Source organism: Amaricoccus tamworthensis, from assembly GCF_049800875.1.
GTDB lineage: Bacteria > Pseudomonadota > Alphaproteobacteria > Rhodobacterales > Rhodobacteraceae > Amaricoccus > Amaricoccus tamworthensis.
On sequence record NZ_JBNAFV010000021.1, the window covers coordinates 23,765 to 48,132 of the forward strand.

Sequence of the window (24,368 nt, forward strand, 5' to 3'; positions counted from 1 at the left end):
TGTGCGCGGGAAGGTACGCGTAGGCGCGTTGCTGTTGTCGGGTTTCATGCTTGGGGGATGTGCAGGAAGTCTTGAAGACTGCTCGGATCGCGGCGCTATCGTGTCCACGAAGCAAGCGTCAGACCTTCTGCCGGATGGGTGTCGAACCCTTTCATCTTCTGCGACTGGCGTTGCGCGAATTGTCTGTGCGGACGGTCGTCAGGGTTTTGCCACAGGTGGACTTTGACGCAATTTCCGCCGTCCTGGCGAAATCTGCGGAAAATATGGGAAGGAAGCAGGTATCTTGATCGATTGCCTTTTGATCCTGCGACGGGTTTTGCTTATTCCCCTCGTGCTCCTGGCCGTTGTCTCTGGAAGTGTCGCGGCAGCAACCTCTGCTGAATACCAGAGCGCGCCACTCACCGCGCATCTCATTAGTGTACAGGACGGCGTTCCCGAGAACACACAGACTCTGTCAGCCGGGCTTCACCTTCAACTGAACGAAAACTGGAAGACCTATTGGCGGTCGGCGGGCGAGGTGGGAATACCGCCTTCGGTCGAATGGAGCGGTTCCGAAAACGTCGCAGATGTCGAATTCATGTGGCCCGCCCCGACGCGCTTCACCGCCTTCGGCATCGAAAATTTTGGTTATGCGGGTGAAGTCGTCTTTCCGCTGCGCATAACGCTCAAAGATCCCGGCGCACCTGTGACTCTTTCCGCGCAGGTCAAACTGCTGGTGTGCTCCAATGTCTGTGTCCCGGAAGAGTTTGACCTGTCACTTCGCCTCGGACGGGGCAACGTCATCGACAGCACTTCGGCTGGGCTGATCGGTACGTTTTCCGAGCGCGTCCCCGAAGGGGCCAAGACGAGCGGCGTCAGCGAGGCAAATGCCTTCATCGACGAAGACCTCACGGAGTTGATCGTCAGCCTTCGCGTCGATGAACCACTCCAGTCGCCGGATGTGTTTCCCGAACTGGGTATGGGTGTTGCGCTTGGCAAACCCGATATCCGTTTGGGAGAAGAGGATCGTTTGCTTTGGGCGCGCTTGCCGATCCTCTCGTCGAATACGGATGTGACAGTGGCTCCGTCGATTACCGTCACCGACGGCGAGAACCGGGCCTTCACGATCATCGCGGATCGCGTGGCGCAAGGAATAGCACCACCCTTTGAACTGGCCGCCACGACACCGGACATGATGGAACTGATCTGGATTGCCGCGATCGCGCTGCTGGGCGGATTGATCCTGAATGTGATGCCCTGCGTGCTGCCGGTGCTGTCCATCAAGGTGTCGTCTGTGCTCAAACACACCGATCACGACACAACCCGTGTCCGGTTCGGTTTCGTCGCTGCCAGCGCCGGCATCATGACGTTCATGTGGGGTCTGGCGCTCGTCCTCTGGGCGCTCCAGACGGCAGGCCTCAGCGTCGGGTGGGGTTTGCAGTTTCAAAGCCCGCTGTTTCTTGCGGCGATGATCGCTGTCCTGCTCGTCTTTTCGGCAAATCTGTTCGGAGCGTTCGAGTTCGCCCTTCCACACGGCATGCAGACGCGGCTTGCAGGGGCCGGAGGACGCAACGGGTATTCCGCCGACTTTTTCACTGGCATGTTCGGTGCCGTCATGGCGACGCCTTGTTCGGCACCGTTCCTCGGCACCGCGGTGGCCTTTGCTTTGGCCGGGCGTGGCGTGGACATCCTCATCGTCTTTACGAGCCTCGGGCTCGGCCTCGCCCTGCCCTATCTCGTCATCGCCGCGTTCCCGCGTCTGGTCGCATTCATGCCCAAGCCTGGTCGATGGATGCTGATCATCAAAAGCGTCATGGGGGTTTTGTTGCTTGCAACCGCCGTGTGGCTGTTCTGGGTGCTCGACGGTGTCGCCGGGCTTGCGTCTGTCATCGCGGTCGCGGCGTTGTCCGGTCTCGCCGTTCTGATACTATCTCTCCCGAATGTGCAGTCCCAATTCAGGTGGTCTATTGCCATAGCCAGCCTTGTCCTGGCCATTGCCGCAGGTCCTCTCTTGCAGCAATCAGCACCTGCGCGTTCGACGCCGCAGTTGGCAATGGCTTGGATCGCATTTGATCGTTCGGAAATAGCGAAACGCGTGTCCGCAGGAGAGGTCGTTTTTGTCGATGTGACCGCTGACTGGTGTCTGACTTGCAAAGCGAACAAGACACTTATCATCGATCGGGAGCCAGTCCGGAGCGCGCTTGAAGCGCCTGGAGTCACGGCGATGCAGGCAGATTGGACACGCCCGGACACGCGCATTTCCCGCTACCTTGAGAGTTTCGGCAGATACGGCATCCCCTTCAATGCCGTCTACGGACCATCGGCACCGAACGGCATTGTGCTGTCCGAATTGCTAAAAACCGAGGACGTGATGAACGCCTTGGCGCAAGCCAGTGGTCGGGATGTTTCCGCAAAGGTTGCCGGACAGGAGTGACCTGCTCGACCGGGACACCGAGCAGTAGTCAGCCGCCGAGCCGCTCAAGCGCGGCACGGACCGCCGCACGCCGAGGATCACTGGCGGGCTGCTGCTCCAACAGCGCGTCAGCCTTGCGGTAGGCCTCAACGGCGCGATCGGGCTCCTGAAGGACGGTATAGGCATTTGCCAGCCGCATCCAACCATCCAGATCGTCCGGTTCATCCTCAAGACGCTCGGCCAGCCGCGAGACCATCGATCGGATGAACTCCGCGCGATCCGCGTCATTCATCTCCGACGCCGCCGCGACATCTGCGGCACTCGGGCCTGGTTGCGACGTCGGCCCGCTGGGTAGATTGACGACCGGAAGGTCAGCTGCCGCTGCAATCCGGTTGATCTGCGCTGCATAGGTCTCCATCCAGGGAACGTAAGCCTCTTCCTGATTCAGTCGTGAAACAAGCAGATCGTAGGCCTTACGCGTCTCTTCTTGCTGAAGGTAATACAGAGACTCGAAGTAGGTTGCCGCAGGATTGGATGGGTCAAGGTCCAAAGCGCGATCAATGGCCAATTTCGCCCGTGGAATAACAACGCCGTCATTGGCAACCGCGACAGCCTCTGCCAGCATGGAGAATGTCGCGGAGGTGGCATCCTCCCGTTCGGCAACGACTTCGAAGGCTTCGACGGCATCGGCTGCTCTGCCCATGCGCTGATAGGTCTGGCCCAACAGCATCCACCCTTCGCTAGGGCCGCCGGTCGGATCGGATACAAGCCTTTCGCGAAGTTGTATTGCCAGCGCCGTCACTTCATCAGTCTGTGCCCGCTCCTCTGCACGGGCAGCGAAGGCCATTGAAGGAACCTCCGGCGATCCCATCGTCAGATAGTAGCCCGCGGCAATAACCGGCGCGAGGACCGCCGCGACAACGAGAGTGACTCTGCCACCATTACGGGATGATCCGACTTTTTCTTCCGAATTGCGGGTCGTCGCGAGGATCCGTTTCTTGATCTCGAGTCTGGCTGCTTGAGCTTCCTGTTCAGAAATCAAACCGCGGTCCAAGTCTCGTTGGATTTCCCGCATCTGATCGGCGAGGATCGCCGGTACCGCATCCCCTCTGGTGAGAGTGTTCGATTTGGACAGCAGCAGCGGGTAGAGGACAATTCCGATTGCGACCAGCGTCAAAAGAACGAAAATACCCCAGATCATGACGCATCCCCCGCTTCGTTTTTCCTGAGAATTTCGGACACGGTGTTCTCATCCTCCGAGCCCAAGTCTTCAAATGCCTCTTGCTTTCGCCGACTCATCAGTAGCCCGCCACCAACGAAAACCCCGATCAGAACGAAAGCGATCGGAGCGAACCAAAGCGCGTAGGTCGCAGGCTCCAGAGGCGGTTTCAGCAGCACGTAATCCCCGTACCGCGCCCGTATGTATTCGATCACCTCCGCGTCGCTGTCTCCAACGACCAGGCGCTCGCGTACGAGCAGACGCAAGTCCCGCGCCACACCCGCGTTCGAACTGTCGATGTCCTGGTTCTGACAGACGACGCATCGTAGATCCTTGGAAATCTCCCGCGCACGCTGTTCCAATACCGGGTCGGTCAGCATTTCGTCCGGTTCCACCGCATTGGCGGCAAAGGGAAGGAGCCCGATGCAAAACGCGAAAATCAACTGTCTCATGAACCTGCTCCATTTGGCAGTGCGCCTGCCTGCTTCAGGGCTTGCGTGAACCGTTCGACGGCGTCCGGACCCACGACCGGCCCGACATAGCGAAACAAAACGGTGCCATCGCTATCGACGATGAAGGTTTCCGGCACGCCCGACAGGCCCCATTCGATCCCGGTCCGGCCCGACAGGTCGGACCCGATCCGCTCGTAGGGATTGCCGAGGTCATTGAGCCACTTCACGGCATCCTCAGGTTTGTCTTTGTAGTTTATTCCGAACAACCGCATGCCGTCTCGTTCGACAAATCTTGTCAACACGGCATGTTCCGCGCGGCAGGGCACGCACCAGGACGCAAAGACATTGACCACGACCGGTCGTTCGTTGCCGACAAGATCGCTTCGGGCCAGGCCGGGTGTCTCCAACCCCGGCACGGGATCGAGGTCGAACGCCGGGGCCGGTTGCGAGATCAGGACGGAAGGGATCTCGTTGGGATCCCGGTCGGGATTGAGCCCCCAGAGAAAAAACCCACCGAATATGACCGCCGCAATAAACGGCAGCCCGGCAATGAGACGTTTCATCTTCTCTCCTACTCGGCAGGAACGGCATCGGTGGCTGGCTGTTTGGCACGGCGCGGCGCCCCGACCCTCAAACGGCGATCCGACAAGGACAAACAGCCACCGATCACCAGCAGGATCGAGCCGATCCAGATCAGGTTGACGAGCGGTTCATAGAGGATCCGAAGGGTCCATGCTCCGGCGTTGTTCACTTGATCGGAGGCTGGCGTTGCAATCGACGTATAGAGATCACCCGCCAATGTGGAGCGGATGGCCGACTCCGTCGTCTGGCTTTCCGCGACCGGGTAATACCGCCGTTCCGGGAAAAGTGTCGTGACCAATTCGCCATCCCGACGCACCACAAGGGTGCCGCGATCCGCGATGTAGTTCGGCCCTTGAACCTTTGCGGCCCCTTCGAAGGTGATGTCGAACCCGGCGATCGTGACTTCGGTCCCGGGGGCGGCAAAGACGATCTCCTCACTCTTCCATCCGGTCGAGCCGATCATCCCCATCATCAACACAGCGACGCCGGCATGGGCAAGCGTCATACCGTGAGAGGCGCGTGGCAGGTTGCGCACGCGTCTCGCGCTCTCTGCAAGGGAAACCTCGAACAGACGGATGCGTAGCGCCCATTCCCGCAGGGTCGCAAAAAGCAGCCACGCTGCGCCGAGGATGGCAAGATAGGCCATGATCGGCCCACCGTTCAGAAGATACCATGCGGCCAAGGCTGCAATGACCGCCAGCACGGCCACGAATTGGATGCGATCGAGCAAACCGGCGATATCAGCCCGCTTCCACGACAGGAATGGACCAAGACCCATGAACACGACCAGTGCCAGCATCATCGGAATGAAGGCCGCGTTGAAGAAAGGTGGACCGACCGAGATCTTGTCCCCGGTGACAGCCTCCAGGATCAGTGGATAAAGCGTCCCGAGCAGAACGGTTCCCGTAGCGGCGGCCAGAATGAGGTTGTTCACGAGCAGCCCGGCTTCGCGGCTGATCGGGCGAAACAAACCACCCGGCTCCATTTCGGGCGCCCGCCAGGCGTAGAGCGCCAGCGACCCACCGATGGACACCGCGAGTAAACCCAGAATGTAAACTCCGCGCTCTGGATCGACGGCGAACGCGTGTACGGATGTAAGCAGGCCTGACCGGACGATGAACGTCCCGAGAAGTGAAAGCGAGAAAGTCAGGATGGCAAGCAGGATGGTCCAGCTTTTGAACGCATCGCGCTTTTCCGTGACGATGGCCGAATGCAACAGCGCTGTGCCCAGAAGCCAAGGCATGAAGCTTACATTCTCGACCGGATCCCAGAACCACCAGCCGCCCCAGCCCAGTTCATAATAGGCCCACCAAGACCCGAGGGCGATACCCGCCGTCAGGCTGATCCAGGCGGCCAATGTCCATGGCCGGACCCATCTGGCCCAGGCCGGATCGACGCGACCCTCTATAAGAGCCGCAACGGCGAAGGAAAACACGATGGAGAAGCCGACATACCCGAAATACAAGAGCGGCGGGTGCATGGCGAGACCCATGTCCTGAAGCAACGGGTTCAGGTCATTGCCGTCGAGCGGCGGCGGAAACACCCGCTCGAAGGGGTTCGACGTCAGCAGCAGGAAGGACAGGAAGCCGACACTGATCCACGCCTGCACCGACAAGGTGCGCGCCTTGGTCTCGGCGGGGATGTTCGATCCGAACCAGGCGACGCCCGCGCCGAACACCGCGAGGATCAGAATCCAGAGCAGCAGCGAACCCTCATGGCTGCCCCAGGTCCCGGCCACCTTGTAGAGCATCGGCTTGAGCGAATGGGAATTCTCGACGACGTTCCTGACGGTGAAGTCGCTGACGATGAAGGCCTGCATCAGCGCTGCGAAGGCTATGGCCACAAACAGCACTTGTCCTATTGCCGTCGCTTGGGCGGATTTCATCCAGACGGCGTTTCCACGCGACGCACCTGCAATCGGCAGAACGCTTTGAACAAGCGCAAGCGCAAGCGCTAGGGCCAGTGCGAAGTGACCAATTTCCGGGACCATGGCGTTCTTTCCTATCCAGTGTCGGTGGGCGTCGCGTCGGACGGCTTTGGCGTCCGCGGCGGGGTCTATTCGTCGAGCGTTGCTTTGCGGCGACGGAACTCTTCTTCGTCGATTTCCCCATTCGCAAAGCGGCGCCGGAGCGCTTCCTGCGCGTCCGAGTCCGGGGGACGGGTGCCATTGTCCCGCAGCCTGAGCACCAGAAACACGATCAATGCGATCACGACGCCCCAGAAGGCGAGCATCATGAAGCCGCCCATAAAGCCATAGCCTCCGCCCCACATGTGACCTGTCCAGGAGCCTGGACCATCAGCTCGCGCCATGCTGGCGGGCAAGCTGGCCAGCAACGTTGGAATGAGCGTTTTCAGTTTCATCTGTTTCTCCTTCGATCAGTTCGCTTTCATCCAGTGGGATGGTGACAACAGCGCGCAAACCCGCGCTGTTATGGTTGACCAGCTGGATATCGCCGCCATGGGATTGGACGATTGTCCTCGCGATCGAGAGCCCAAGCCCATAACCGCCCGTTTCCAGAGATCTCGATTGCTCGAGGCGATAGAAGGGATCGAAGACCTTTTCCAACTGGTCGGCGGGAATGCCGGGCCCATTGTCATCGATGTTGAGTACGAGGTTCGAACCGTGGGTCGCCCAGCTGACTTTTGCGGCACCACCGTAGCGAACGGCGTTCTCAAGCAGGTTCCTCAGCGCCCTTCGGAACGCGTTGGGTCGAAGCCGCACGGCAACATCATCACTCGGGGCAAAGGTGCAGTGTGCCGCCATATCGCTGCACAAGCTGTCCAGAAAATTGCGCAGATCGACCACTTCGGCACCTTCGGATCCGGTAAGGCCCCGTGCAAAGGTGAGCGTCGCTTCGACCATGCTCTGCATCTCTTCGACCGATGCGATGAGGCTGTCCCGCGTCTCTTCTTCGTCAACCAGCTCCGCGCGGACACGCATAGCAGTCAACGGCGAGCGCAAATCGTGACCAAGCGCTGCGAGCATCCGTGTCCGATCGCTGACAAACCGGGTCAGCCGTCGTTGCATGCGGTTGAAGGCGACGGTCAGATCCTTGACCTCGGTCGGCCCCGCGACGGTCAATTCACCCACATCCTCGCCCCGGCCAAGATGGTCCGCGGCCCTGGAGAGGTGCCGCAAAGGACGCGTCAGGCGCGTCATGACAAACCAGAAGATCGCCACCAGGAGCAGTCCGGCGGAAATTCCAAAGGTCAGCATCGAATAGAAAGGCCATTGGATTGGCGGACGCTCGAACCGCGTTCCGACATTCAGCCAACGCGCTCCCTTGATGGCGATCGACAGGTTCATCTCAACCGCCGTCAACTCTCCGCTCATCATCGCGAGATGCATTTCCGTCATCTCGTCCGAGAGATTGGGAAGGGGCCGCAACGCGCCCTCGACCTCGTGCAGTTCAACGCGAATATCCCGGCTGTAGCTATCGCCCAGAAGCGCGCGTATGCGTCCTTCCACGATGCCGCCATCCGAATGACCGGTGTGTTCCACGCTCGGAACGTCCGACAGATCAAACCGGATCAATGGCGAATTCGCCGCGCGCAGGATCGAGTCCTGCAACTCCGGCGGGGCCTCCTCGATCAACCGCGCGACATTTGCTGCGCGACCGGCGGCCTCGAACCCCAATGCGGCACGAATCGCAAGGGTGCGCTCGTCAGCGAACAGGAACAGGCTGATCGCCTGGGCCACGACAAGTGCCGCGACCACAAGCAGGATCAACTGGCCGCTCAGAGACCTCATCGCACGGCGCATCACGGCGCATCCTCGACATCGGCAGCCAGACAGTATCCGCCGTTCCGCACCGTTTTGATGACACTGGGCCTAAGTACATCCGGCTCGATTTTGCGGCGGAGACGGCTGATCTGATTGTCGATGGTTCGATCCATCGGGCCTGCCGTCCGCCCAGCGGTCAGGTCAAGCAACTGGTCACGGCTGAGCACCATCCTCGCGCGTTCCAGCAGGACCGCCAGCAATTTGAACTCGGAGGTCGTCAATGGGGTCTCGGTGGTGGACTCGTCAATCAGCACCTGCCGGTCGGTATCCAGTATCCAGTGCGCAAAAGAGACTTTCCTCCCAGCGAGGCTTCCGGCCACAGGTTCGTCGCGGTTGCTTCTCCGAAGAACCGACTTGATGCGGGCGAGCAGTTCTCGTGGATTGAACGGCTTGGCGAGATAATCGTCCGCACCGATTTCCAGACCCACGATCCGATCCGTTTCCTCACCAAGCGCCGTCAGCATGATGATCGGAAGATCACCCTCTGGCGCAAGTCTGCGGCAAACCGACAAACCGTCCTCGCCCGGCATCATGACATCGAGCACGAGGAGGTCGAAGTGACCGGTGGCCAGCTTGGCATCCATCTCCACGGCATCCCTGGCGACGGTCGTGCGCATTCCGTTCTTCTCCAGGAAGCGCGCGACGCTTTCGCGTATCTGAGCGTGGTCGTCCACGATAAGGATATGAGGTGGCGGTCCCATGGCGTCCTTCCTAGATCATCGTTGCATTCTGTTTCATGGGCAGAATTGTAGCCGTTTGTATCAGGTCAGTCCCTTGCTACAGATGGATACAAATCTGTGTCTGTACCGTGTCGTGCTCCCGGGTAGCGTCGCGCGTATGTTATGTGACCTTTGGGGTCGCAACCGATCAAAGGATGAGGTTTTCGAATATGGCTCTTGATTTGAACCGGCGCCGTTTCGTTCTGGGTGCTCATATGACGGTGCTGACCGTCGCGGCGTCACCGCTGTTGGCGCAGAGCCGATCTGTCTGGTCGGCAGAGAATGCCTTTGACGCGCTTCTATCGGATACGGCGCGGATCATCGATGTCAGAACGCACAAAGAGTGGCAAGAAACCGGCGTAGGTGCTGGTGTATGGCCGATAAGCATGCACGCGTCCGGTTTTCCGGACCGATTGTTCAGGGCCAAGGAACTGAGCGGTGATCGCACTGTTGGACTGATCTGCGCCACTGGCGGACGCTCCGCATCGCTGCTTCGAGCGTTGAGACAAGCTGGTTATTCGGGCTACGCCGATATCTCGGAAGGGATGTTGGGATCAGGCGAAGGGCCTGGCTGGATCGCATCGAACTTGCCGACCGTTCCGGTGGATGTCGCCCTGAACGGGTTGCCCCCCGCGTTGGCCTGACCAGTGAAGAATCAATTGGTCCCGTTGTGCTAAAAGCCTGATGTATGGTCAAATTGACCTGTTTGAACAGGAAGACGGGTTTGGGTGTATGACCGAGTTGATGGCTATGTTTGTCGGAATATGCGCGGCGATCGTGATGGGAATTGTCCATCATTATGCGTTGTCGGGCATTCTGAAGTTTTCCCCGCAGCGGTCGGATGGCTCCGGCTTTCGGATCATCCTGACGTTTTCCGCGTTGCTGTTGCTGCACGTATTGGAACTTGTGACGCTCGCCGTGTTCAACACGATGGTGGTGGCAAGCGTTCTGCCGCAATCGTTCAGCAACAGCCCGCCGATGTTTCAGGATGTTCTCTATGTTACGGGCATCTCGTTCTCGACCCTTGGCTATTCGTCCATAGAGGTGGTCGGGCCCTTTCGACTATTGTTGATGCTGCAATCGCTTTTGGGCTTCATGTTGCTGACCTGGTCAGCGACGTTTCTTTACTCAGCCTGCCAGCAAGTCTGGCAGAAGGCGAAAGATGACTGAAAATCGCCACGCGCGTCGGACATGAGCCGGGCGTCAGCGTCAAATACGTCCTGATATCGGTCCTTTGACCTCACCGTGGAACGGTTGAGTGAGCGCTGCGTTACGCGCGTGGATGAATAGCCCTTGACCTTCCAGTTGCTGGAATCGCTAGGTACCAAGCCATGGCACAGATTTTCGAAAAGACAGGCGATTATGCATTGCACCATCGACACGGGAATATCTTGAAATCTCCCGTATGGGCTGGCGTGTCGCTTGTCGTTCTCACATTGCCGGCTCACCTTTTTTTGGATGAGCAAAGCTCGATAGCTCTTGCTTCGATCACGCTTGCTTTGATTGGCGGTGCCTATATCGGCTTTGGCGCTGCGGACGGCAGAGCGCGCGTGTTCTGGGCAGAGCTCGCGGTCGCCCTTTTGTTCGGCTCAGCAGCGTTCCTGGGGCTGATATGGCATTGGGCCTTCCTCCCCTTGGGCTTGGCCCTTCACGCCCTTTGGGACATGTCACACCACAATTCTTATCGTCTCGCCCGGATTCCGAACTGGTATATTCCATTCTGCGTGGCCTTTGACCTTTTGGCAGCGACGTTCTTCGTTCTGCTCTATGCCGTGTTTTGATCCATGATGATGCGCATCCTTCTTATGGCGGTGTTCCTGATGGGAGTCGTCGCATTGGCCTTCCCGGACGTCCTTGGCGTTGACATTCGCCTGCCGGATCGCGCGGAAATTGACCGCTGGATCGAGGCGGCAGGTCTTGCCGGACCAATTGTCATCGTGGCGCTCATGACAATCGCTATTGTCGCAAGCCCCCTGCCCTCGGCGCCAATCGCACTCGCCGCCGGAGCGGCTTATGGACACACGTTCGGGACGCTCTTCGTCGTTCTTGGTGCGGAACTCGGTGCGCTTGCCGCCTTTGGTCTGGCCCGCGGTCTCGGTCGTCCCTTCGTTGAGCGTCATCTCGGTCAGAATATTAACGCGGGCCTGTTCGGATCGCAGAACACTCTGACCTTCTTGGTCTTCGGCAGTCGCCTGCTGCCGTTCCTGTCCTTCGATATGATCAGTTACGCCGCAGGTCTGAGCAAGCTGCATCTTTGGAGGTTCGCGCTGGCCACGATGGCCGGGATTATCCCAGCGAGTTTTTTGCTCGCTCACGTGGGCAGCCAGGCGATGAACGGAGATGCCCGCACCGCCACATGGACCGCGCTTGCGCTCGGTGGCTTTACCGGCCTGTCGGTTCTCTTCGCCGCGACGCGAAAGACCGGTACACAACGGGAGGAGAGCTGATATGGCCAGTCATTCTCACGCCGGGCACATGCCGAGTTCCGGCAAGGCCCTTGTGATTTCTGCCTGGCTCACCGGGGTCTATTTCGTGATTGAACTGGCCGTGGGGCTCTGGACCGGCTCGATTGCCGTCCTGTCGGATGCGTTTCACACCCTGTCAGCAGTTGGCGGCGTTCTTGTTGCCATCATCGCGCAGCGCATCGCCCGCCGTCCCGCTGATCCGGCGCGAAGTTTCGGCTGGTACCGCGCCGAGATCATCGGGGCGCTGGTGAATGGCGGCTTTCTTCTCGGAATGGCGCTTCTGGTGATCTGGATGGGCGCGATGCGGCTCGAGAATCCGATCCACCTCGCCACAGGTCCGATGCTCTGGGTCGCCTTCGGAGGCCTGGTCACCGAGGTGATCTCGCTAGGGCTGATGTGGCAATCGAGCAAAGACGATCTGAATGCCCGTGGCGCGCTCTGGCACATCATCCAGACCTTTGTCGGCAGCCTGCTGATCATCGTCACCGCCCTTGTGATCGAGTTCACCGGCTTTCTGGCAATTGACCCGATCCTCGGCATGGCGTTCGGGGTGGTTCTCCTCTGGGCCTCTGTGGGCGTAATTAGGGAAGCGGTCCACATTCTCATGGAAGGCACGCCCGAGGGAACGGATCTCGATGCTGTGACGGCGGACCTGAACGGCCAGGACGGGGTTCTGGACGTTCACCACGTGCATGCCTGGACGCTGACCAGCGGCAAACATGCCTTTTCCGCCCATATCCGCCATCAGTCACCCGCCGAGGCCGCGGACTTGCTGAACAGGGCCTATCGGCGGCTGACGGAACAGCATGGGTTTCACATGGTCACGCTGCAGCTCGAAACCGAGTGTCTCGACGAGCGCCACGCGCGGGATCTTGATATAGTCCAGATAGCGGGTGCCGCGACCGCGCAAGAAAAGACTGATGTGCGAGATGCGCATCCGCCCCTAAGCTCTCACAGAGGGGAGCCGTAGACTGTGATGGACATAATACTAGCCGCAGAGCCGGAGATTCGTCTGACGGCGTTTTTGAGTGTGCTGGCCGCCATGACGCTTTGGGAAGTCGCCGCCCCGCGTCGGCGGCGTGACATTCCGCGTGTCATCCGTTGGTCGAACAACTTGGCTCTTGTCGTGATCGATACGGCGATCCTCCGGTTGTCTTTCCCAATCCTGGCCGTTGGTCTGGCGGTCATGGCCGAGGAGCGGGGCTGGGGCCTGTTCAACACTATCGAGGTTCCTTTTTGGCTGGTTGTGATCCTCTCCATGCTGCTTCTCGATTTCGCCATTTACCTGCAGCATGTCATGTTCCATGCCGTTCCAGTTTTATGGCGGCTGCACCGTATGCATCATTCGGACCTCGAATTCGACGCAACGACTGGATTACGCTTTCATCCGATTGAGATCCTCATCTCGATGGCGATCAAGCTAACCTTGGTCGCAGCGCTTGGTCCGCCCGCCGTCGCGGTTCTGTTGTTCGAGATCATCCTTAACGCTACGGCACTCTTCAATCATGCCAACATCAACCTGCCGAGACCGGTCGACCAATGGCTCAGATGGATCGTCGTCACACCCGACATGCACCGCGTGCATCATTCGGTCGATCCGCGAGAAACCAACTCAAACTACGGCTTCAACCTGCCGTGGTGGGACCGCCTCATGGGTACTTACGTTGCCCAGCCCGCGAAGGGCCACGAGGGAATGACGATCGGCATCGAGCAGTTTCGCACGACGCGCGACCTCTGGGTCGACAAGATGTTGATCCAGCCCGTTCGCGGGCCAGCAAGCGGGCACGCCCTGGATACGTCCGCCCTCACGCCGACAGAGCAGGAACAGCCTCTGGACTCTCGAACACACAGTTCTACGATTTCAAATAATTCGAAAAGGAACACTTGATGAAAAGACGCACATTTTTGCTGGCCGGAGCGGTCGCCACACTTCCCCTGCCAGCACTGGCCAACATGGAACCGGTCATCAAAGTCCTGAAATCCCCCACCTGTGGGTGCTGCACCGCCTGGGTCGAACATGTTCGCCAGGCTGGGTTCGCGGTCGAGGCGCAGGACGTCGATCAGGAGGCGCTTTATGCGTTCAAAGACCGGCTGCAAATCGCACCGGAACTTGCTGGCTGTCACACGGCGATCATAGGCGACTATTTCATCGAGGGCCACGTGCCTGCCGCCGACATCACGCGGCTGTTGGCAGAGCAACCGGTGGCGCGCGGGTTGACGGTCCCCGGCATGCCGATGAGTTCGCCCGGCATGGGCGGTCCCGGGGCCGGTGACACTTTTGATACCTTGCTTGTCGGCTCCGACGGGGTGACCTCGGTCTTCGCGAGTCACAGCTGATCGGCTTATGGGCGCAGGTGATAGATCCCGCGGGCTGGGTTTGTGACCCGCCCGTCCTGCACGAGCTTTCGCAGCGCCCTGTAGGTCGCCTCATGGCTCAGCTGTAACCGGGCGGCGAACTCGACGACGGACCCGTCGAGCAGGCCCGCGACCAACCCCGCCATGACCCGGTCCTCTGCGCGCTGAATGCCGACAATCTCCAGCATCTGTCGCTGCGCCTGTATCTGTTGAGCGGCCTGACGGCCATAGGCGCGGGCAAATGCCGGGTCGGCAAAGGCGGCCAAGACGGCAGCCTTGTCGATCCGGATCAGCGCTCCGGCCTCAACACAGACCGCATCGCAATGATAGACCTCTGAAAACACCGAAGCTTCGGCAAAACTTGTTCCGGCTTGGGCACGGTGAATGATGAACCGCTCGCCATTTGGGCCGACCCGCTCGAGATGCACGCGCCCGGTTTGCACGACATAGAGACCGTGGGTGGGGTCACCTTGATGAAACACCACATCGCCAATCGCGCCGGAAAAAGGGCGCAGGGCTGAGCTCGGGATAAGATCATAGGGGTTTGGCAACATATGATTGAAATCATATTGCGATGCATCCGCCCCTGCTAGCGTAAACATGACACCACCTCATTGAAGGACCCGTCCATGCGTCTTATTCCCGTCCTCCTTGCTATAGTGATGGCCGCACCCGTGGCCGCGCAGCATGCCCATTCCGCGAACGGCCACACGATGGGGGGTCCCCAGGAAACCGGGCAGTCAACCTTTGCCGCCCTGGCGGAAATCGTTGCGATCCTGCAAGCCGATCCCGAGACGGACTGGGAGCGGGTCGATATCGACGGATTGCGCCGCCATCTGGTCGATATGGACCTTCTGACCCAGGAGGCCGTGGTCACCCGCACCCTGCGGCCGGAAGGGGCCCGGTTCGAGATTCGGGGCACCACCCGTGTTCTCGAGGCCATCCGCGCCATGGTGCCCGCCCATGCGCCCTTTCTCGCGGCTGAATCCGGCTGGGACGTTGTGACAGAGGATCTCGAAGATGGGGTGGCGCTCAGTGTCGATGGCGATGCCGCGCAGATTCAGGGACTTGGCTTTTTTGGCCTGATGACCATCGGGGCGCATCACCAGGAGCATCACCTCATGATGGCAAAAGGCGCAGCCCCACACCATTGATGCGCCGAAGCGACGTGTTTTTTTTGCCGTAGTGAGGCGCGCTGACAAAACGTTACATCTCGTGTGTTGACCTTCCCGCGCGGGAGACATGGACACATGCCCCATGATGGAAGTGTCTGAAGATATCGAACGCAGGGATTTCCTGTATTATGCAACGGCCGGAGCGGGGCTCGTGGCCACAGGGGCTGCGCTCTGGCCACTGGTGAACCAGATGAACCCCTCGGCAGATGTCCGCGCCTTGGCGCAAATCATCGTCGACATCGCCGATCTTGCGCCCGGAACGCAATTGACCGTCAAATGGCGCGGAAAACCTGTCTTTATCCGCCATCGCACAGAGGCGGAGATCGCTCAAGCTCGGGCAGAGGCGGTCTCTGACCTGCCAGACAGCCAGGCGCGCAACCCCAATCTGCCCGCCGATGCGCTGGCAAGCGATGAGAATCGTGCCGTTGCTGGTCACGAGGCTTATCTGGTGATGATCGGTGTCTGTACCCATCTGGGCTGTGTCCCTCTGGGGGATGGGGCGGGGGATTTCGGGGGTTGGTTCTGCCCCTGTCATGGCTCGCATTACGATGCGGCCGGGCGCATTCGCAAAGGTCCGGCACCTGAAAACCTGCATATTCCGGACCTGTCGCTCTCGAACGAGATGGTGCTGACACTGGGGTGACGCAGAGCGTCTCCTGGTCGATCCTATTGGGCCCGCCGCCGGGATCGGCGGCCACGCTCTAGGCCGGAAACGCCCCGGAGCCAATCCTGTCTCCGCCCGGACGGGTGACGATCCTTCGGGCAACAGAACACGGAGATCGCGGGCAGACCCGCGATCACGGGATCAACGGCCAGGCGCGCCGCCGCGTTGCTCTGGCCCGCCTGGCGGGTTTTCCATGTTTTAGACCGTCTGACATCCGGATGTCGGCGGGAACAGGGGCTCTGGTGCCGCTGGCGCGTCAGCCTCCACCGGAGAAATCCGGTGCCTCCCAGAGGCTTTGCCCCCGGGTCCCTCCCGATTTCTCCGTTCCGGCCCCCTGTGTCCCGCCGCCAACCGGCCGCAGGTCGGGCGCTGCCCTTCCCTGCTCTGCCCTTCGGAAGACGCGGGGGTCTTCCGAACGTCAGAGACAGCGATGGCCCCCGCCCAAGGCGGCAAAAGGGCCAGAGATGAAAAAACCCATGCCGCGTTCACCACGAAGGAAAGCAGCGAGACCATGGGCCTCGACCAATATGCCTATCGCAAAACGCCCGAGACCGGAGAGGAAGGCGACAGCCCCGCCTTCGTCTGGCGCAAGCATGCCAAGCTGCAGACATTCATGGAACATCTCTACACCGCCCGCACCGGGTTGGACGCCTCCAACCTCAATTGCGGCGAGTTGCGCCTTGAAACGGCGGATATCGACCGGCTGGAAACCGCGACCAAGGCAGGCACCTTGCCCGTCTGCGCAGGCGGGTTCTTCTATGGCCATCAGTTTCAAGACGAACAGGCCGAGGCTTACCGCACGCATGATCTCGCCTTCTGCGCTTGGGCGCGGGCCGAAATGCAGGCCGGATCGACAGTGATCTATTCCTGCTGGTGGTAGCGCCCGACCTCCCTGCCCTTCCGTCAACCCCTCGCCACCGTCCAGCGGTGCGCTACGCGCCGCTGGCCCCCTTCCCAATCCCATCACAGGAGACCCTGCCCATGACCAAGCAAGACCCTCTCCCCACTGAGACCAGCGTGATCGAACAGGTGCCGCTCGACAGCCTTACGCTTTCGGACCTCAATCCGCGCAAAACCGTTTCCGAGGCGCATATCGACACGCTTGCGGCCAGTATCGCCCGCTTCGGCCTGATCCAGAATCTCGCAGGTCTGCGCCAACCCGATGGGCGCGTCGAGATCGTCGCGGGCGGATGCCGCCTGCGGGCACTGCAACAGATCGCGGCCAAGGCCGAAACACCGAGCCCCGCCACGGTCCCCGTGCGCCTCACCGAGGACCCGGAGGAAGCCGCCGTCTGGGCTTCTGCCGAAAACGCGGCGCGCGAAGCCCTGACCCCGGCGGACGAAATCCGCGCCTTCGGCGCGATGGCGGCCAAAGGGGCCAGCGTGGCGGATATCACGCTGGCCTTCGCCGTGAGCGAGGCCCGCGTCTACCAGCGATTGGCGCTGGCCGCCCTGCCCCAACCGGTGCTCGACGCCTTGGCGGCAGGCGAGATCACCCTAGGTGCGGCCAAGGCCTTCACCCTATCGCAGGACGCGGCCCTGACACAAAAGCTTCTGGACCAGATCAAGGACCAGCCGATCTCGGAGGCGCAGTTGAAATCTGCCCTCAACCCCGACGCCGTCAGCAGCAGCGACCGGCGCGCGCGCTTCGTCGGTCAGGAGGCCTATGAAGCGGCAGGGGGCAGCCTCACCCGCGATCTCTTCTCGGATGCGGTCTATTTCGCCGATCCGGGTCTGCTCGACGATCTCTTTGCCGACGCGCTCGAGGCCGAACGCACCGCATTGGTCGAGGAAGCAGGCTGGCTCTGGGCCGAGACCAAACCCGAGCCGTGGCTCAATTATTACGAGATCGACCAGGCCAAGCTGGCCCGGGTCTATCCTGTCGCGGGCGATCTGACCGAAGACGAGGCCGAAGACTACGATACACTGGCCGAGATGTGTGAGGCCGGGGTGCTCGACGCCACAGGGGAGGCCCGTCTCGCCGCGCTGCAAGCCATGCTCGACGGGGATTACACCGACGATCAGAAGGCCGTGGCCGGATGCTTTGTCGTTGTAAATCAATCGGGTAGACCCGAGGTCACCGCAGGTCTGGTGCGCGCCGAGGACAAAACCGCTGCGATCGAAGCCGGGGTTCTGACAGCCCCGGCGCGCCCGGCCCCCGCGCCGAAATCGCCCTATTCGCAGAAACTGACCGCCGATATGCAGGCGATCCGGTTGGCGGCGGTACAGGCCGCGCTCTTGGCCAAACCCGAATTGGTCCTCGACCTTCTGGGGTTCGGTGTGTCCGAGGCGTCGGGCAGCTTCGAGACCGTCTTCGGTCTGCGGCTGGAGCGTCCAAGCAATGTGCCGAGTGTGGAGGACGGGTTTGCCCGTGAGCCGCGTCTCGATCACGGGATCGATGCGACGGCCTATTGGTCGGAGGGCACGCGGGTCGAGGACCTCACGGAGACCTTCAACGCGTTTCGCGCGGAGGGAAAGAAGGCGCGGAACGCGCATATTACCGAGGCCATCGCCCGCAGCCTGCCTTATAAGGCGGGAGGGGACGCGTTCTTCGACCAGATCGCGGCGGAGGCCAGGGCGGATATCCGCAAGCACTGGACCCCCACGGCGGAGAATTTCTTCGCGCGGGTGTCGGCAGACCATCTGACGGAATTGCTCTGCGCCTTCCTCGACTGCGATGCCCGCGACGAACGGATCATGGCCTTCGGCAAACTCAAGAAGGCGGAGAAAGCCGAAAAGATGGAGAAGCAGATCACCGATCCGGTCACGCAAAAACTCATGGGGCTAACCTCCGAGCAGAAAGAAAACCTGGCGGTCTGGGTCCCGGACTGCCTCTGAGCCTTCCTTCGTGGGAAGACCAACTGGCCTCGCCGCGTGCGGGGTCTTTTTTGTCAGGGTGCGGGCGCGGGACTGGCAGGGGCTCAAAATTGTCCGGCGGCGGGACAGAGGACAAGCCCCCTGCCCCGCCGCCGGACCTGCGCTGCCCGCGCGGGGGTCGCCGCATCGGCGACGCTGCTGGATCAAACCTCAGCCCAACGCCCCGCGCGCTCAGACTTCGACGCCGAGCCACGGCCGCGCAGATTGTGCGACATCGGGTGACACGCCGCATTGTCGGGTGCCTTGGCAGTCTTATGACTGTGGGTTCTCACGGGTCTCAAGAGGACCGGGTCGCGCCTGGCCAGATTTGCAGGCAGCCCGGATTCTCGGCTGACCTGTGCCCTGAGGCTTGCGCAGCCGGGTTGGTTCGTGTTCGGGGTCGAACTGCCGCGCTGCCGCATGATGACGTCTGACGTGCGTTGCACAGCCCCCGGGTCGAGACGGCGCAATGGGACGTCCAACATGTCACAGGGGGCGGCGCGCTCTCGATCAGGTCAGCGTGCGACATTTCAGACGCGGTCTGTTTGGCGCGCCGATTTCCGCGCCGGAGCGATCTGAGCGGGTCGGTCCGGTCTCCGGCAGGTGTTGCTGCCCAGGGCCGGTGGCAGGTCGTTCCGGGACCGCAAAGGTGGGAACCCGTCTTTTTCCCCTGCCCGTGCCGGGCATTCCCCGCGGTGCAAAAAGAGCGGCCCCCTGCCCTTCTCCGCTGCGCTGCGCCTGCGGTGCGGTCCCGCGCCGGCCTGCGGGGTCACCGGCATTGCAACACCAGACAAGGAGACACGCAATGACCACCAACTGCATCAAGTTCGACGCCGCCGATATCGGCACGGCCAAGGGGACCGGATCGATCTCCACACTGACCTTCGATCTCGACATCTCGGTCGAGCCTGTGACAAGCGACAACCCGATGGCGCCCACACATCGCGTTCTGGGGCGCTCGCCGCGGGGTCGTCTCGTCGAATGCGGCGGCATCTGGCGCAAACAGAACCGCGAGACCGGCGCGGATTACTTCACTCTGACCATCCGCGACCACGGGTTCAACGCCAATCTCGGCCAGGCCGCGCATCAGGACGATCCGACCCTGCAGGCCGTGATCCCCTGGGGACCGAAAGAGGCCGCCTGAGGCGGCGGTTGGCCGGAGACCCGGCCAACCTTTTCGCGCCACGCCGGAGAATCGATTACCCGATTCTCCGGCTTTGGGCGTGTTTCGGGGCCGAGGACACTCCGAAAGCCGGGAAAGACATAGGTGTTGGCGGGGCTGAGCGCTGGCGTCGCTCTTGACCGTGGCGATGCGCCCTGGGGCCGACTTGCCCGCAGCGGCCAGATTGGGACCGTGCCAAGGCCGTGACACGATTTGACAGCCGTGCAGAACGCATAAAAAGAAATGAAAATAGAGTGATAGCGGGGTATGCGTGTGATTTCCATTATGTTCAAGTTTCGTGCATCGCGTGCTTTCACACCAGATATTGGGGTGCCTTTTATGGAAGCCGCGCGGTCTTGTGGTCGTGCAGATTTCTGCCATGATCCGGCAACGCCTTGCTGCGTGCTGAAAAAATCGTTGTGGATAACCCGCTTCCGCTGTAGTCACAGTTTAACGAAAGAAATCGCGATAAAAGCGATATTAGGGTGTTGTCACGTTAACCCTCGTTCGGTTGCTCATATCTGGATTTGAGCGTAGGTCGCATCGATGAATTCATCCTCCATCAGCTACAAGCGTCACCGATTTCCTGCTCAGATCATTGCCCACGCGGTGTGGCTGTGTGTCCGATTCAATTTGAGCCTTCGCGAAGTTGAAGAGATGCTGCTTGCGCGCGGGATCGACGTTTCTTACGAGACTATCCGGCGTTGGGTCATCAAGTTCGGGCCGGTCATCGCTCGAAACTTGCGACTAAGTCAGGACCGTCCAGGTGACGTCTGGCATCTCGATGAAGTTGTTGTGAAAATCTCTGGTCGCAAATATTGGCTTTGGCCCGCGGTCGATCAGAATGGCGTCGTGCTGGACGAAATACTCCAACCGAAACGGGACAAACGGGCCGCAAAACGGCTGTTGCGCAGCCTGATAAAGCGTCTTGGTTTAATTCCCAAGCGGATCATCACGGACAAGCTGCGGTCGTATGGTGCTGCCAAGCGAGAGGTTGCGCCGGGCTTGGATCATTGGTCGCATAAAGGGCTGAACAACCGTGCCGAAAACAGTCATCTCCCATTCCGAAAGCGGGAACGGACGATGCAAGGACATCGATCTCCAGGAGGCTTGCAGCGGTTCGTGGCTACTCATTCCGCCATTCGGAATTGCTTTTGTGTTCCTGTACGCCGTCGCTCAGCCCTAACAATCCGATATCACCGCCTCGAAGCATTTGACGCTTGGAATGCCGCCACCCGAGCAGCTTGACACCCGAACATCAGGATACCTTCGTGGGTGAAAAGTTAACGTGACAACACCGTCATCATACTTTGCCAAGCCGGCGAATTTTGCGTCCAGACCCTCCAGCTCGGTCCTGAACTGCTCCCGGGCACGCAAAAGCAACAACGCCGAGGCGGACAGGATTTCATTCTGGTCAAATCAGCTCCCTCACCCGGCCCTCATACCTGATCCGGGCAACCTGTCCGAGCTTCAGGCCAAAATTCCTGAGAACACCCCTCATGGAGAGTTCAATGTCGATGATGGCTTGTTGAACAGACTTTCGCGCCCCGAAGGCCCGACCATTGCATTCGCACTGGATTTACTCGGCACCGATTTCATCGAGACCGGCGCGTGCACAGGTCGCATCAATGTCGCCCGATGGCGCGCCGCCGACGCCAATTCCGCCTACGAGGGAGCCACCGATGCGTATCGGCAGACCGCCGCCCTAAATGACCAGACGGGCATCCATGTCGCGCAGCCTCTCATTCGCGGGGTTTTCGCCGATGAATCCGGCCAGCCCCGCTGTATCGCGGCCGAGGCTGGCCGACGCGAAGGCCTTGCCGGTGCTGCTTCCCACGGTGTGCGGTCCGGCATTGTCAGCGCGTAGGATCACGTTGGTCACGCCGCTGCGCGCAACGATAGCGACGCTGACATTGTGACCATCTGCGGAACAGGCATCGAGTGCTGCTTGCGCGGCGGTCTGCGCCATGTCGAGCGGCAGGTAAGGCGCGGTCGGCAGGTCCTGAGCGGCTACCGAAACGGAAACGAACAGGGCGGCTGCGAGGGTGAGGTTGCGGATCATTTCGATTTTCCTTCATTTTTGATAAGCCGAACCTAAAGGCAGTGCGCCTTTCCGGAAATTCGTAGAGTTCGCAACGGTATCCGTAGTTCTTCCGAGGCTCCCGACTTTCTAGCCAGAGCCGGCCGGTAGTGTCGTAAAGTTTCGGAATTGAGTTGCGTTGCCTGGCGCGTCGAGCGAGACCTCCCATTTTCCCGAGCCTCAGTCAGGATTGAAGAGTTGATCAGTTTCAAAGGCGCGCAGTACGGGAGTGTCATGATCTCTGTGTATCCGGCCTGGCCCATGCGGGTTTCAGATACGGTCACGCGTTGAAGCGATCATCGAACATTATGGCGAACTGGTTCCTTGCCGCAATCCATTCGCGGACCTTCCGGCCATCTTTCTCGAATTTCCGGATGGCCAGATAAATCAGTTTCGTGGCTGCCTCCTCTGTTGGGAACGAGCCCCGGGTTTTAATGGATTTTCGGATCACACGGTTCAGGCTTGCTATGGCGTTGGTAGTGTAGATGATCTTGCGGATAGCCGGATCGAACGCGAAAAACGGGATGACCTCGTCCCAGGACCGGCGCCATGCAGGGGCTATTGACGGGTATTTCCCGACCCATTTCTCCTCGAACCGGTCCAGTATTTCCGCCGCCTGTTCGGCCGTGGCCGCGCTGTAAATCTCCCGCAGATCCACCGCCACATTTCTGCGATCCTTCCAGTTGCAAAAGCGCAGGGAATGCCTCACGAGATGGACGATGCAGGTCTGAACCATGGTTTCGGAGAACGCCGCCGTAATGGCCTGGGGAAAGCCCTTGAGCCCGTCCACGACAGCGATCAGGATGTCCTGGACGCCCCGGTTCTTCAACTCAGTCATTACGGAGAGCCAGAACTTTGCTCCTTCATTCTCAGCGACCCACAGCCCCAGAACCTCGCGAACTCCATCCCTGGTGACCCCCAGAGCCACGTAGACAGCCTTGTTCTTCACCAGGCGGCTATCCGCGTCCCGGATCTTCACACGCAGGGCATCGAACATCACGATCGGGTACATCCGGTCGAGGGCACGGGTCTGCCATTCACGGGCTTCATCGAGGACAGCATCGGTGACCCGGCTGATGAGATCCGGCGAAACCTGCAGCCCATAGACATCCTCCAGATGGGCACGGATGTCGCGCACGCTCAGACCCGCCGCGTACAGCCCTATGATCTTTTCATCGATGCCATCGATCCGGGTCTGGCCCTTTTTCACCAGCTCGGGCTCAAAGCTCCCCTCCCGGTCCCGTGGAACCGATATGGGTAGTGTGCCATCCCTGCTTTTCAGCACCTTGCTGCTTGACCCGTTACGCCGATTGCTTTGAGTAACCGGCACCTCGCGGCCTTCCTCATAGCCGAGATGTGCCGTCAGCTCAGCGCCAAGCATCCGCTCCATCAGACGGATCTTCAGCTCTTTCATGAGCCCGGTATCCCCCAGCAGATCCTCAGGCCGCTCACAGCCCCTCAGAAGTTCGTCTACAAGTTCCCTGGAAATCGTCATGCCTGCTTCCTTTTGCAGAAGCATGGATCAGATCACCGATACACAAAAGATCTGACACTCTCGGCAGTTGCATCTTCTACATGGGCGTCCTGAAACTGCGCAACGAATGTATCGATTTCGTTTCTGGTCTCGAACAGACATGCTGCGGTCGAAAGCGCATCCGCAACAGCAGCTGATGCCGCAGATATGGATACCTCTCTCCAATTGTTTTGCGTTGGCTGACCTGTCCGAGGGTCAAGAATATGCCCGACCCGCGCGTATTCATCAAAGGTTGTGCCAAGAGGCGCGGAAGTGGCAAGTGCCCGCGCATCAAGGGGTACTTCGCCGCCTGCGGCTAAAGTGACGGGCCAGGCACGCCCGTCTGGATGAGTTCCAAGTGCACGAAATTCACCTGTGTCAATCAGAACATTGGTGAGGCCTTCATCCATCAGCATCTCGGCCACACGATCCACGATATAGCCCTGCGCAATTCCATTGAGGGTGAGTTCCATATATGAACCAAGCACAATAGCGGATGAATCAATGTGGATGCGTTCCCAACCAATCGCCAGCCGGGCAAGGCTTAGCGCATCTTTGTCGGGCAGCACTTCTTGTGCCAACGCTTCGGCGTAGCAGGCCCAAAGCGGCTGGATCGTTGGATCAAATCTCCCTTCACTGGCACGATGTACCGTCCCTGCTATTGAAAGACATTCAAGCAGTTCAAAAGGCGGAAAATCCAATCGACCCGCGCGGTTCAACTGCGTAAGGCTGCTGGTGGGACGATACAGGCTAAAAATGTCCTCAAGCCGCGCAATTTCGGCCGCAACTCTTGCGCAGATGGCTTTGGCGTCAGGGTGACCCAATCGTAACGTTGCGCGCGCACCCAAAGCGATGCCCTGCCATGTATAAACAGGAGCAGCCAAACTCTGATAGGGAAACGCAACGGCAGCAGCGCTGATGGTGAGAAAACGACGACGGGTAGGCATGGG

General features: G+C 60.2%; 24 protein-coding genes and 1 pseudogene. 14 read left to right on the forward strand and 11 right to left on the reverse strand.

What is annotated here, in order from left to right; genetic code table 11:
- Positions 1-283: 283 nt before the first annotated feature.
- The gene (locus ACP15P_RS21045) at positions 284-2,413 is read left to right on the forward strand and encodes a protein-disulfide reductase DsbD family protein (protein ID WP_424930442.1); all 2,130 of its coding nucleotides are present in this window, start codon (positions 284-286) and stop codon (positions 2,411-2,413) included.
- A gap of 28 nt (positions 2,414-2,441) precedes the next feature.
- Here the strand turns inward: ACP15P_RS21045 and ccmI are convergent, their stop codons facing one another.
- The 7 genes from ccmI to ACP15P_RS21080 all read right to left on the reverse strand — a co-directional run bounded on the left by ccmI (position 2,442) and on the right by ACP15P_RS21080 (position 9,130).
- A complete protein-coding gene (gene ccmI, locus ACP15P_RS21050; RefSeq protein WP_424930443.1) occupies positions 2,442-3,593 on the reverse strand; it encodes a c-type cytochrome biogenesis protein CcmI in 1,152 nt (383 codons plus the stop codon).
- Positions 3,590-4,063 carry a cytochrome c-type biogenesis protein gene (locus ACP15P_RS21055; RefSeq protein ID WP_424930444.1) on the reverse strand — a complete coding sequence of 158 codons (474 nt, stop codon included), beginning with the start codon at positions 4,061-4,063 and terminating at the stop codon, positions 3,590-3,592. Before ACP15P_RS21055 ends, ccmI begins: the two co-directional genes overlap by 4 nt.
- A complete protein-coding gene (locus tag ACP15P_RS21060; RefSeq protein ID WP_009807483.1) occupies positions 4,060-4,626 on the reverse strand; it encodes a DsbE family thiol:disulfide interchange protein in 567 nt (188 codons plus the stop codon). The genes ACP15P_RS21055 and ACP15P_RS21060 overlap by 4 nt, the downstream gene beginning before the upstream one ends.
- Positions 4,627-4,634: 8 nt before the next feature.
- Positions 4,635-6,635 (reverse strand): heme lyase CcmF/NrfE family subunit, encoded by a 2,001-nt coding sequence (locus ACP15P_RS21065; protein ID WP_424930445.1) that lies wholly within the window; start codon positions 6,633-6,635, stop codon positions 4,635-4,637.
- Positions 6,636-6,700: 65 nt separating this feature from the next.
- Positions 6,701-7,006, reverse strand: coding sequence for an SHOCT domain-containing protein (locus ACP15P_RS21070; protein WP_424930446.1), 306 nt, complete (start codon positions 7,004-7,006; stop codon positions 6,701-6,703).
- On the reverse strand, positions 6,942-8,408 hold the full coding sequence (locus tag ACP15P_RS21075; protein ID WP_424930447.1) for an ATP-binding protein: 1,467 nt from the start codon (positions 8,406-8,408) through the stop codon (positions 6,942-6,944). Before ACP15P_RS21075 ends, ACP15P_RS21070 begins: the two co-directional genes overlap by 65 nt.
- Entirely contained in the window at positions 8,408-9,130 is a 723-nt protein-coding gene (locus ACP15P_RS21080; RefSeq protein WP_007803380.1) for a response regulator, read from the reverse strand. The genes ACP15P_RS21075 and ACP15P_RS21080 overlap by 1 nt, the downstream gene beginning before the upstream one ends.
- Before the next feature lie 188 nt (positions 9,131-9,318).
- On the opposite strand from ACP15P_RS21080, the gene ACP15P_RS21085 reads away from it, so the two are divergent.
- The 7 genes from ACP15P_RS21085 (at position 9,319) to ACP15P_RS21115 (ending at position 13,950) form a co-directional block, all read left to right on the forward strand.
- Positions 9,319-9,792: a rhodanese-like domain-containing protein gene (locus tag ACP15P_RS21085; protein WP_008327269.1), complete on the forward strand. Its 474-nt coding sequence runs from the start codon at positions 9,319-9,321 to the stop codon at positions 9,790-9,792.
- An 88-nt stretch (positions 9,793-9,880) separates the two neighbouring features.
- A complete protein-coding gene (locus ACP15P_RS21090) occupies positions 9,881-10,318 on the forward strand; it encodes an ion channel (RefSeq protein ID WP_012187040.1) in 438 nt (145 codons plus the stop codon).
- Positions 10,319-10,479: 161 nt separating this feature from the next.
- A complete protein-coding gene (locus tag ACP15P_RS21095) occupies positions 10,480-10,929 on the forward strand; it encodes a DUF6010 family protein (RefSeq protein WP_424930448.1) in 450 nt (149 codons plus the stop codon).
- Positions 10,930-10,932: 3 nt separating this feature from the next.
- Entirely contained in the window at positions 10,933-11,595 is a 663-nt protein-coding gene (locus ACP15P_RS21100; protein WP_424930449.1) for a TVP38/TMEM64 family protein, read from the forward strand.
- Between the two features lies 1 nt (position 11,596).
- On the forward strand, positions 11,597-12,583 hold the full coding sequence (locus tag ACP15P_RS21105; RefSeq protein ID WP_424930450.1) for a cation diffusion facilitator family transporter: 987 nt from the start codon (positions 11,597-11,599) through the stop codon (positions 12,581-12,583).
- Positions 12,584-12,589: 6 nt separating this feature from the next.
- Positions 12,590-13,501 (forward strand): sterol desaturase family protein, encoded by a 912-nt coding sequence (locus ACP15P_RS21110; RefSeq protein ID WP_424930478.1) that lies wholly within the window; start codon positions 12,590-12,592, stop codon positions 13,499-13,501.
- Positions 13,501-13,950 carry a DUF411 domain-containing protein gene (locus ACP15P_RS21115; protein WP_424930451.1) on the forward strand — a complete coding sequence of 150 codons (450 nt, stop codon included), beginning with the start codon at positions 13,501-13,503 and terminating at the stop codon, positions 13,948-13,950. The genes ACP15P_RS21110 and ACP15P_RS21115 overlap by 1 nt, the downstream gene beginning before the upstream one ends.
- A gap of 5 nt (positions 13,951-13,955) precedes the next feature.
- On the opposite strand, the gene ACP15P_RS21120 is transcribed toward ACP15P_RS21115, so the two are convergent.
- Positions 13,956-14,570: a Crp/Fnr family transcriptional regulator gene (locus ACP15P_RS21120; RefSeq protein WP_424930452.1), complete on the reverse strand. Its 615-nt coding sequence runs from the start codon at positions 14,568-14,570 to the stop codon at positions 13,956-13,958.
- Between the two features lie 27 nt (positions 14,571-14,597).
- On the opposite strand from ACP15P_RS21120, the gene ACP15P_RS21125 reads away from it, so the two are divergent.
- The 6 genes from ACP15P_RS21125 (at position 14,598) to ACP15P_RS21150 (ending at position 21,073) form a co-directional block, all read left to right on the forward strand.
- Complete coding sequence (locus tag ACP15P_RS21125; protein WP_424930453.1) at positions 14,598-15,122, forward strand: hypothetical protein; 525 nt, start codon at positions 14,598-14,600, stop codon at positions 15,120-15,122.
- 106 nt (positions 15,123-15,228) lie between these two features.
- Positions 15,229-15,786, forward strand: a complete 558-nt coding sequence (gene petA / locus ACP15P_RS21130) for a ubiquinol-cytochrome c reductase iron-sulfur subunit (RefSeq protein WP_424930479.1) — start codon at positions 15,229-15,231, stop codon at positions 15,784-15,786.
- Between the two features lie 451 nt (positions 15,787-16,237).
- Positions 16,238-16,687, forward strand: a complete 450-nt coding sequence (locus ACP15P_RS21135) for a hypothetical protein (protein WP_424930454.1) — start codon at positions 16,238-16,240, stop codon at positions 16,685-16,687.
- Positions 16,688-16,788: 101 nt separating this feature from the next.
- Entirely contained in the window at positions 16,789-18,645 is a 1,857-nt protein-coding gene (locus ACP15P_RS21140; protein ID WP_424930455.1) for a ParB/RepB/Spo0J family partition protein, read from the forward strand.
- A gap of 823 nt (positions 18,646-19,468) precedes the next feature.
- A complete protein-coding gene (locus tag ACP15P_RS21145) occupies positions 19,469-19,807 on the forward strand; it encodes a DUF736 domain-containing protein (protein ID WP_424930456.1) in 339 nt (112 codons plus the stop codon).
- Positions 19,808-20,371: 564 nt separating this feature from the next.
- A complete protein-coding gene (locus ACP15P_RS21150) occupies positions 20,372-21,073 on the forward strand; it encodes an IS6 family transposase (protein ID WP_424930457.1) in 702 nt (233 codons plus the stop codon).
- Between the two features lie 331 nt (positions 21,074-21,404).
- Here the strand turns inward: ACP15P_RS21150 and ACP15P_RS21155 are convergent.
- The 3 genes and pseudogenes from ACP15P_RS21155 to ACP15P_RS21165 form a co-directional block, all read right to left on the reverse strand.
- Positions 21,405-21,887 (reverse strand): annotated as a pseudogene (locus ACP15P_RS21155) (GlcG/HbpS family heme-binding protein).
- Between the two features lie 298 nt (positions 21,888-22,185).
- Complete coding sequence (locus ACP15P_RS21160) at positions 22,186-23,400, reverse strand: IS256 family transposase (protein WP_424930458.1); 1,215 nt, start codon at positions 23,398-23,400, stop codon at positions 22,186-22,188.
- A 32-nt stretch (positions 23,401-23,432) separates the two neighbouring features.
- On the reverse strand, positions 23,433-24,365 hold the full coding sequence (locus ACP15P_RS21165) for an FAD:protein FMN transferase (RefSeq protein ID WP_424930459.1): 933 nt from the start codon (positions 24,363-24,365) through the stop codon (positions 23,433-23,435).
- Positions 24,366-24,368: the final 3 nt, after the last annotated feature.

What these genes read in the sequence shown, in the direction of transcription:
- ccmI (WP_424930443.1), bottom strand. Translation starts at nt 3,593, where the DNA reads ATGATCTGGGGTATTTTCGTTCTTTTGACGCTGGTCGCAATCGGAATT.
- ACP15P_RS21055 (WP_424930444.1), bottom strand. Translation starts at nt 4,063, where the DNA reads ATGAGACAGTTGATTTTCGCGTTTTGCATCGGGCTCCTTCCCTTTGCC.
- ACP15P_RS21060 (WP_009807483.1), bottom strand. Translation starts at nt 4,626, where the DNA reads ATGAAACGTCTCATTGCCGGGCTGCCGTTTATTGCGGCGGTCATATTC.
- ACP15P_RS21065 (WP_424930445.1), bottom strand. Translation starts at nt 6,635, where the DNA reads ATGGTCCCGGAAATTGGTCACTTCGCACTGGCCCTAGCGCTTGCGCTT.
- ACP15P_RS21070 (WP_424930446.1), bottom strand. Translation starts at nt 7,006, where the DNA reads ATGAAACTGAAAACGCTCATTCCAACGTTGCTGGCCAGCTTGCCCGCC.
- ACP15P_RS21075 (WP_424930447.1), bottom strand. Translation starts at nt 8,408, where the DNA reads ATGCGCCGTGCGATGAGGTCTCTGAGCGGCCAGTTGATCCTGCTTGTG.
- ACP15P_RS21080 (WP_007803380.1), bottom strand. Translation starts at nt 9,130, where the DNA reads ATGGGACCGCCACCTCATATCCTTATCGTGGACGACCACGCTCAGATA.
- ACP15P_RS21085 (WP_008327269.1), top strand. Translation starts at nt 9,319, where the DNA reads ATGGCTCTTGATTTGAACCGGCGCCGTTTCGTTCTGGGTGCTCATATG.
- ACP15P_RS21090 (WP_012187040.1), top strand. Translation starts at nt 9,881, where the DNA reads ATGACCGAGTTGATGGCTATGTTTGTCGGAATATGCGCGGCGATCGTG.
- ACP15P_RS21095 (WP_424930448.1), top strand. Translation starts at nt 10,480, where the DNA reads ATGGCACAGATTTTCGAAAAGACAGGCGATTATGCATTGCACCATCGA.
- ACP15P_RS21100 (WP_424930449.1), top strand. Translation starts at nt 10,933, where the DNA reads ATGATGATGCGCATCCTTCTTATGGCGGTGTTCCTGATGGGAGTCGTC.
- ACP15P_RS21105 (WP_424930450.1), top strand. Translation starts at nt 11,597, where the DNA reads ATGGCCAGTCATTCTCACGCCGGGCACATGCCGAGTTCCGGCAAGGCC.
- ACP15P_RS21110 (WP_424930478.1), top strand. Translation starts at nt 12,590, where the DNA reads ATGGACATAATACTAGCCGCAGAGCCGGAGATTCGTCTGACGGCGTTT.
- ACP15P_RS21115 (WP_424930451.1), top strand. Translation starts at nt 13,501, where the DNA reads ATGAAAAGACGCACATTTTTGCTGGCCGGAGCGGTCGCCACACTTCCC.
- ACP15P_RS21120 (WP_424930452.1), bottom strand. Translation starts at nt 14,570, where the DNA reads ATGTTTACGCTAGCAGGGGCGGATGCATCGCAATATGATTTCAATCAT.
- ACP15P_RS21125 (WP_424930453.1), top strand. Translation starts at nt 14,598, where the DNA reads ATGCGTCTTATTCCCGTCCTCCTTGCTATAGTGATGGCCGCACCCGTG.
- petA (WP_424930479.1), top strand. Translation starts at nt 15,229, where the DNA reads ATGGAAGTGTCTGAAGATATCGAACGCAGGGATTTCCTGTATTATGCA.
- ACP15P_RS21135 (WP_424930454.1), top strand. Translation starts at nt 16,238, where the DNA reads ATGGCCCCCGCCCAAGGCGGCAAAAGGGCCAGAGATGAAAAAACCCAT.
- ACP15P_RS21140 (WP_424930455.1), top strand. Translation starts at nt 16,789, where the DNA reads ATGACCAAGCAAGACCCTCTCCCCACTGAGACCAGCGTGATCGAACAG.
- ACP15P_RS21145 (WP_424930456.1), top strand. Translation starts at nt 19,469, where the DNA reads ATGACCACCAACTGCATCAAGTTCGACGCCGCCGATATCGGCACGGCC.
- ACP15P_RS21150 (WP_424930457.1), top strand. Translation starts at nt 20,372, where the DNA reads ATGAATTCATCCTCCATCAGCTACAAGCGTCACCGATTTCCTGCTCAG.
- ACP15P_RS21160 (WP_424930458.1), bottom strand. Translation starts at nt 23,400, where the DNA reads ATGACGATTTCCAGGGAACTTGTAGACGAACTTCTGAGGGGCTGTGAG.
- ACP15P_RS21165 (WP_424930459.1), bottom strand. Translation starts at nt 24,365, where the DNA reads ATGCCTACCCGTCGTCGTTTTCTCACCATCAGCGCTGCTGCCGTTGCG.